Consider the following 7,277-nt stretch of genomic DNA (forward strand, 5'->3'; position numbering starts at 1 on the left):
CTTACCGCTTGAGCGAGACGAACGCGTTGCGTCCCGCGTAGCGCGCACCGCTGCCGAGCGCTTCCTCGATCCGCAACAGCTGGTTGTACTTGGCCACGCGGTCGCTGCGGCACAGCGAGCCGGTCTTGATCTGGGTGGCGGTGGTGGCCACGGCGATATCGGCGATGGTGGTGTCTTCGGTTTCGCCGGAGCGGTGCGAGACGATGGCGGCGTAGCCGGCCTTGTCGGCCATCGCGATCGCTTCCAGGGTCTCGGTCAGCGTGCCGATCTGGTTGACCTTGATCAGGATCGCGTTGGCGGTGCCCGATTCGATGCCCTGCTTGAAGATCTTCGGGTTGGTGACGAACAGGTCGTCGCCGACCAGCTGCACCTTTTTGCCCAGGCGCTCGGTGAGCAGCTTCCAGCCGGCCCAGTCGTCCTCGGCCAGGCCGTCCTCGATCGACACGATCGGGTACTGCGCGGCCCAGTCGGCGAGGAAGTCGACGAACTGCTCGCTGGTCAGGCGCTTGCCCTCGCCCACCAGGTGGTACTTGCCGTTGTCGTAGAACTCGCTGGACGCCACGTCCAGCCCAAGCAGCACGTCCTCGCCGGCGGTGTAGCCGGCCTTGCCGATCGCCTCGAGGATGGTGTCCAGCGCCTCGACGTTGCTGCGGAAGTCCGGCGCGAAACCGCCTTCGTCGCCGACCGCGGTGGACAGGCCGTGGCCCTTCAGCACCGCCTTGAGCGCGTGGAAGATCTCGGTGCCGGCGCGCAGCGCCTCGGAGAACGACGGCGCGCCGACCGGCAGCACCATGAACTCCTGGAAATCGACGTTGTTGTCGGCATGCGCGCCGCCGTTGATGATGTTCATCATCGGCACCGGCAGCGCCACGTTGGCCTCGTTGCCCGCCGCCAGGTACTGCCACAGCGCCTGCTTGCGCGAGGCGGCCACCGCGTGCGCGTTGGCCAGCGAAACCCCGAGCAGCGCGTTGGCGCCGAGGCGGCTCTTGTTCTCGGTGCCGTCCAGGTCGATCAGGCGCCGGTCCAGGCCCTGCTGGTCGGCCGCATCGAAGCCCTGCAGCGCCGAGGCGATGGCGCCGTTGACGTTCTCGACCGCCTTGCGCACGCCCTTGCCCAGGTAGCGGGTCTTGTCGCCGTCGCGCAGCTCGACCGCTTCCTTGGTGCCGGTGGAGGCGCCGGAGGGAACCGCGGCGCGCCCGTACGAACCGTCCTGCAGGGTGACTTCGGCTTCCAGGGTGGGATTGCCGCGGCTGTCGAGGATTTCGCGGGCGTGGATCTTGGCGATAGAGGTCATGGTTGGCTTTCGAAGTTGTGGTGGAGGCGAAGGCGCTGTTGTCGCTGCATGGAAGCGGCCGAATCGTCGGCGACCCCGGACATCCAGTCGACAAGCCGGATTGAGCGGCCGTCGGCTAACTTTACTTTATTGCGAACACGATCGCGTTGCCGCCGACCAGGCCCGGGTCGGCAGCCAAGTGCTGCAAGGCGAAGGCGCTGGCCGTCGCTGTCGGGCCAGGACCCGTCGTAGGTGGCGATTTCGCCCGACGCGGCAGGCGCGCGCCGCGATAGATTTCGATCAACCGATAGCGCGAGCGCTGCGTCCATCGTTTCCGCCCTGGCGGTGGCGGTACCGGTTCGCAGGAATCGATCCGCGCCAGGAGCACCGCGTCGGCGTCGTAGAAAGCCCGCGTCTCGTTCTCCAGGAACCGGTCCGGCGGCCCGACCGAGCAGGCCGCCGCCGGCAGCGCCAACGCCGCGGCCGGCGGCGACCAAGGATCAGACCTGGTCTTCCACAAAGCCGTTGCGCTTGGTGATCGAATCCAGCGCCATCAGCGTCTCCAGCAGCGCTTCCATCTTGTCCAGCGGCCAGGCGTTGGGACCGTCGGACAGCGCCTTGGACGGATCCGGGTGGGTCTCGGCGAACACGCCGGCCACGCCCACCGCCACCGCCGCGCGCGCCAGCACCGGCACGAACTCGCGCTGGCCGCCGGAGGTGCTGCCCTGCCCGCCCGGCAACTGCACCGAGTGGGTGGCGTCGAACACCACCGGGCATCCGGTCTGGCGCATCACGCTGAGCGAGCGCATGTCGCTGACCAGGTTGTTGTAGCCGAACGAGGCGCCGCGCTCGCAGACCATGATCTGCTCGTTGCCGGTGGACTTAGCCTTGTCGACGACCGGCTTCATGTCCCACGGCGACAGGAACTGGCCCTTCTTGATGTTGACCGGCTTGCCGGCGGCGCAGACGTTGCGGATGAAATCGGTCTGCCGCACCAGGAACGCCGGCGTCTGCAGCACATCGACCACCGCGGCCACTTCGTTCATCGGCGTGTATTCGTGCACGTCGGTCAGCACCGGCACGCCGATCTGCCGCTTCACCGCTTCCAGCACCTTCAGCCCTTCCTCCAGGCCCGGGCCGCGGAAGCTGGTGCCGGAGGTGCGGTTGGCCTTGTCGAAACTCGACTTGAAGATGAAGTTGATCCCGAGCTTGCCGGTGATCTCCTTGAGCCTGCCGGCCACGTCCAGCTGCAGCTGCATCGACTCGATCACGCACGGGCCGGCGATCAGGAACAGCGGCTGGTCCAGCCCCACATCGAATCCACACAGTTTCATCAGGTCACCTATTGGGTTGAGCCCCTCTCCGGATGGGAGAGAGGTGGGCGCGAAGCCCTGCGGAATTCAAGCCCCTCTCCCACCGGGAGAGGGGTTGGGGTGAGGGTGCGGGCGACGCCTGGCGGGTCAGATGCGCGAGGCTTCGTCCGTACCCTCATCCGGCGCTTCGCGCCACCTTCTCCCGGTGGGAGAAGGGGAGCGGGTCACGCCCGCGCTTCCTTCAGCAACTTGCCGCCGGCCTGGCCCTCGTTGGCCTTGCGCTCGCGCGCAGCGCGCACGAAGCCGATGAACAACGGGTGGCCGTCGCGCGGGGTGGACAGGAACTCCGGATGGGCCTGGCAGGCCAGGAACCACGGATGGGTGGCGCGCGGCAGCTCGATCATCTCCACCAGCAGGTCGTCCATCGACTTGGCCGAGATCACCAGGCCGGCGTCTTCCAGCTGGGTGCGATAGCGGTTGTTGAATTCGTAGCGGTGGCGATGGCGCTCGGACACCACGTCCTTGGCGTACAGCTCGCGCGCCAGCGTGCCGGGCTTGAGCCGCTGCTCCTGCAGGCCCAGGCGCATGGTGCCGCCGAGGTCGGACTTCTCGTCGCGCTTCTCGACGTCGCCGGTGGCGGTGCGCCATTCGGTGATCAGGCCGATCACCGGATGCGGCGACTGGCGGTCGTTCTCGGTGCTGTTGGCGCCTTCCAGCCCCGCGACGTGGCGCGCGTAGTCGACCACCGCCGCCTGCATGCCGTAGCAGATGCCGAAGTACGGGATGCGGTGCTCGCGCGCATAGCGCGAGGTCAGCACCTTGCCTTCGAAACCGCGGTCGCCGAAGCCGCCCGGCACCAGGATGCCGTCAACGTCGGCCAGCGCCGACAGGTCGCTGCCTTCCAGCTCCTGCGCTTCCAGCCACTTCAGCTTGACCCTGGTGCGCTGGCGCAGGCCGCCGTGCTTGAGCGCCTCGCCCACCGACTTGTACGCATCCTGGTGGTCGACGTACTTGCCGACCACCGCGATGGTGACTTCGTCCAGCGGGTGCAGCGTCGCATCCACCGCCGCTTCCCACTCGGACAGGTCGGCCGCGCCGGCCTTGGCGCCGAGCTTGAACTGCTCGATGACGATCTCGTCCAGGCCCTGGCGGTGCAGCTCCAGCGGCATCTTGTACAGCACGTCGACGTCGGCGGCGCTGATCACCGCGCGCTCGGACACGTTGGTGAACAGCGCGATCTTGCGCCGTTCCGAATCCGGGATCGCCTGTTCGGAGCGGCACAGCAGCACGTCCGGCTGGATGCCGATCGAGCGCAGTTCCTTCACCGAATGCTGGGTGGGCTTGGTCTTCAGCTCGCCGGCCGCGGCGATGTACGGCACCAGGGTCAAGTGCATGAACATCGCCTTCTCCGCGCCGCGCTCGGTGCGCACCTGGCGGATCGCCTCCAGGAACGGCAGCGATTCGATGTCGCCGACGGTGCCGCCGATCTCCACCAGCGCCACGTCGAAGCCTTCGGTGGCCTCGTCGATGCAGCGGCGGATCTCGTCGGTGATGTGCGGGATCACCTGCACGGTCGCGCCGAGGTAGTCGCCACGGCGCTCCTTGCGGATCACGTTCTCGTAGATGCGGCCGGTGGTGACCGAGTTCTTGCGGCTCAGCCGCGTGCGCACGAAGCGCTCGTAGTGGCCCAGGTCCAGGTCGGTTTCGGCGCCGTCGTCGGTGACGTAGACCTCGCCGTGCTGGAACGGGCTCATCGTGCCCGGGTCCACGTTGATGTACGGGTCCAGCTTCATCATCGTGACCGTCAGGCCACGTGCTTCGAGAATGGACGCAAGCGAAGCGGCCGCGATGCCCTTGCCTAGCGAGGACACTACGCCGCCGGTAACGAAGATCAGGGGGGTCATGGCTCTAAGGCCTCCCGGAAAGCCATAGTTTAACGGTTGCGGAGGATTTGCCCAAGGCCTTTCGAAAGTGTACGGCTTTCGAAGCACGGGGCGTTCGAATGCGCGGGGCATTGGCGGCGCGACCTGCGCGCCGTCTCCGCAAAACAAGACGCCCCGGGCTGAGCCGGGGCGTCGGCAACGCGGATGGTGCGCGCGGTCAGGGCTTGCGCGCTTCCTCTTCTTCCTCTTTCTTCGGCGCGGCCGCGTCCTTGCCCGCCTTATGCTGGGCGGCGGCCTCGGCGCGGCGCTTGGCCTTGGCGTCGGCCTCGGCCTTCTCCTTCGCGACCTGGGCCTCGTACGACGCGGCGCCGGCCTTGGCCGGATCGGCGCTCTGCGCCTGGGCCATGGCGACCGGGATGGCCACCGCGGCGGCGACCAGCGCGGCCAGGGTCAACAGCTTGCGAATGTTCATGGCGTACTCCTGGGTAAGGCTGCAACGACAATGGGGATGCCGTCGCGGTTTTTCCAGAGCCAGGCTAGCCCGCCGCCCTTGCACTGGCCCTGAACACCGGCGGCGTGCAAAAAGCCGCCGTACACCGCACACTTCCGGATCTGCTTCGCGCCACCTGTTGAGACGTATGAATACCCGCTACAACGCCGCCGACATCGAAGTTCTCTCTGGCCTGGACCCGGTCAAGCGCCGGCCGGGCATGTACACCGACACCACCCGCCCCAACCACCTGGCCCAGGAAGTCATCGACAACGCCGTCGACGAGGCGCTGGCCGGCCACGCGCGGCAGATCGAGGTCACCCTGTTCAAGGACGGCAGCTGCGAGGTGTCCGACGACGGGCGCGGCATGCCGGTGGACATCCACCCGGAGGAGAAGATCTCCGGTGTGGAACTGATCCTGACCCGGCTGCACGCCGGCGGCAAGTTCAGCGACCGCAACTACACCTTCAGCGGCGGCCTGCACGGCGTGGGCGTCAGCGTGGTCAACGCGCTGTCGAAGAAGGTCGAGCTGTTCATCAAGCGCGACGGCAACGAGTACCGGATGGAATTCGCCGACGGCCATGCCGCCTCCAAGCTGGAGATCGTCGGCAGCGTCGGCAAGAAGAACACCGGCACGCGCCTGCGCTTCTGGGCCGACCCGAAGTACTTCGACACGCCCAAGTTCGCGGTGCGCGCGCTGCGCCACCTGCTGCGCGCCAAGGCGGTGCTGTGCCCCGGGCTGACCGTCAAGCTGCACGACGAGGCCACCGGCGAACAGGACACCTGGCACTTCGAGGACGGCCTGCGCGACTACCTGAAGGGCGAGCTGGCCGAGCGCGAGCTGCTGCCGCCGGAGCTGTTCGTCGGCAACCTGAAGAAGGACCGCGAGATCGTCGACTGGGCGGTGGCCTGGGTCGCCGAGGGCGAGCTGGTGCAGGAAAGCTACGTCAACCTGATTCCGACCGCGCAGCATGGCACCCACGTCAACGGCCTGCGCAGCGGTTTCACCGACGCGCTGCGCGAGTTCTGCGACTTCCGCAACCTGCTGCCGCGCGGGGTGAAGCTGGCGCCGGAAGACGTATGGGACCGGGTCGCCTTCGTGCTGTCGCTGAAGATGACCGATCCGCAGTTCAGCGGCCAGACCAAGGAACGCCTGTCCTCGCGCCAGGCCGCCGGTTTCATCGAAGGCGCCGCGCACGACGCCTTCAGCCTGTGGCTGAACCAGAACGTGGATATGGGCACGCGCATCGCGCAGATCGCCATCGACCGCGCCAGCACGCGGCTGAAGACCGAAAAGCAGATCACCCGCAAGAAGGTCACCCAGGGCCCTGCGCTGCCCGGCAAGCTGGCCGACTGCATCAGCCAGGACCTGTCGCGCACCGAGCTGTTCCTGGTCGAGGGCGATTCGGCCGGCGGCAGCGCCAAGCAGGCGCGCGACAAGGACTTCCAGGCGATCCTGCCGCTGCGCGGCAAGATCCTCAACACCTGGGAAGTGGCCTCGGGCAGCGTGCTGGCCTCCGAGGAAGTGCACAACCTGGCGATCGCGATCGGCTGCGACCCGGGCAAGGCGGAAATCGACGGCCTGCGCTACGGCAAGGTGGTGATCCTGGCCGACGCCGATTCCGACGGCCTGCACATCGCCACGCTGCTGACCGCGCTGTTCCTGCGCCATTTCCCGTCGCTGGTGAAGGCCGGGCACGTGTTCGTGGCGATGCCGCCGCTGTTCCGCGTCGACGTGGGCAAGCAGGTGTTCTACGCGCTGGACGAGGAAGAGAAGCGCTCGCTGCTGGAGAAGATCGAGCGCGAAAAGATCAAGGGCCAGGTCAGCGTGACCCGCTTCAAGGGCCTGGGCGAGATGAACCCGCAGCAGCTGCGCGAATCCACCATCCACCCGGACACCCGCCGGCTGGTGCAGCTGACCGTCGACGAAGGCGACGAGACCGGCTCGCTGATGGACATGCTGCTGGCCAAGAAGCGCGCCGGCGACCGCAAGCAGTGGCTGGAGAGCAAGGGCGACCTGGCGTCGCTGGAAGTGTGATCCGCCGAACCGGTATCGGCGAACTGGCGGCCGTGCACGAGGCCGCGCACGTACCCTCATCCGGCCCTTCGGGCCACCTTCTCCCGATGGGAGAAGGAACAGCCGCAGTGTTAAGCACCTCTCCCATCGGGAGAGGGGTTGGGGTGAGGGTACGGCGCAGCGCACATACTCCCGCGATCCGCGCGCACGAGGCTGCGCACGCACCTCATCCGGCCCTTCGGGCCACCTTCTCCCGATGGGAGAAGGAACAGCCGCAGTGTTAAGCCCCTCTCCCACCGGG

General features: G+C 67.5%; 6 protein-coding genes. 1 reads left to right on the forward strand and 5 read right to left on the reverse strand.

Going from position 1 to position 7,277, the window contains the following annotated elements; all coding sequences use genetic code 11:
• Nucleotide 1: 1 nt before the first annotated feature.
• The 5 genes from eno to JR065_RS17990 all read right to left on the reverse strand — a co-directional run bounded on the left by eno (nt 2) and on the right by JR065_RS17990 (nt 4,941).
• Nucleotides 2–1,294: a phosphopyruvate hydratase gene (gene eno, locus JR065_RS17970; protein WP_206235739.1), complete on the reverse strand. Its 1,293-nt coding sequence runs from the start codon at nt 1,292–1,294 to the stop codon at nt 2–4.
• Nucleotides 1,295–1,415: 121 nt separating this feature from the next.
• On the reverse strand, nt 1,416–1,748 hold the full coding sequence (locus JR065_RS17975) for a hypothetical protein (RefSeq protein ID WP_206235740.1): 333 nt from the start codon (nt 1,746–1,748) through the stop codon (nt 1,416–1,418).
• A 25-nt stretch (nt 1,749–1,773) separates the two neighbouring features.
• Nucleotides 1,774–2,607 (reverse strand): 3-deoxy-8-phosphooctulonate synthase, encoded by an 834-nt coding sequence (kdsA, locus tag JR065_RS17980; RefSeq protein WP_206235741.1) that lies wholly within the window; start codon nt 2,605–2,607, stop codon nt 1,774–1,776.
• A 203-nt stretch (nt 2,608–2,810) separates the two neighbouring features.
• Nucleotides 2,811–4,490, reverse strand: a complete 1,680-nt coding sequence (locus tag JR065_RS17985; protein ID WP_206235742.1) for a CTP synthase — start codon at nt 4,488–4,490, stop codon at nt 2,811–2,813.
• 196 nt (nt 4,491–4,686) lie between these two features.
• A complete protein-coding gene (locus JR065_RS17990) occupies nt 4,687–4,941 on the reverse strand; it encodes a hypothetical protein (protein WP_206235743.1) in 255 nt (84 codons plus the stop codon).
• A gap of 166 nt (nt 4,942–5,107) precedes the next feature.
• On the opposite strand from JR065_RS17990, the gene parE reads away from it, so the two are divergent.
• Nucleotides 5,108–6,997: a DNA topoisomerase IV subunit B gene (parE, locus tag JR065_RS17995; RefSeq protein WP_206235744.1), complete on the forward strand. Its 1,890-nt coding sequence runs from the start codon at nt 5,108–5,110 to the stop codon at nt 6,995–6,997.
• Nucleotides 6,998–7,277 lie beyond the last annotated feature (280 nt).

Source organism: Xanthomonas sp. (genome assembly GCF_017163755.1).
Lineage (GTDB): Bacteria > Pseudomonadota > Gammaproteobacteria > Xanthomonadales > Xanthomonadaceae > Xanthomonas_A.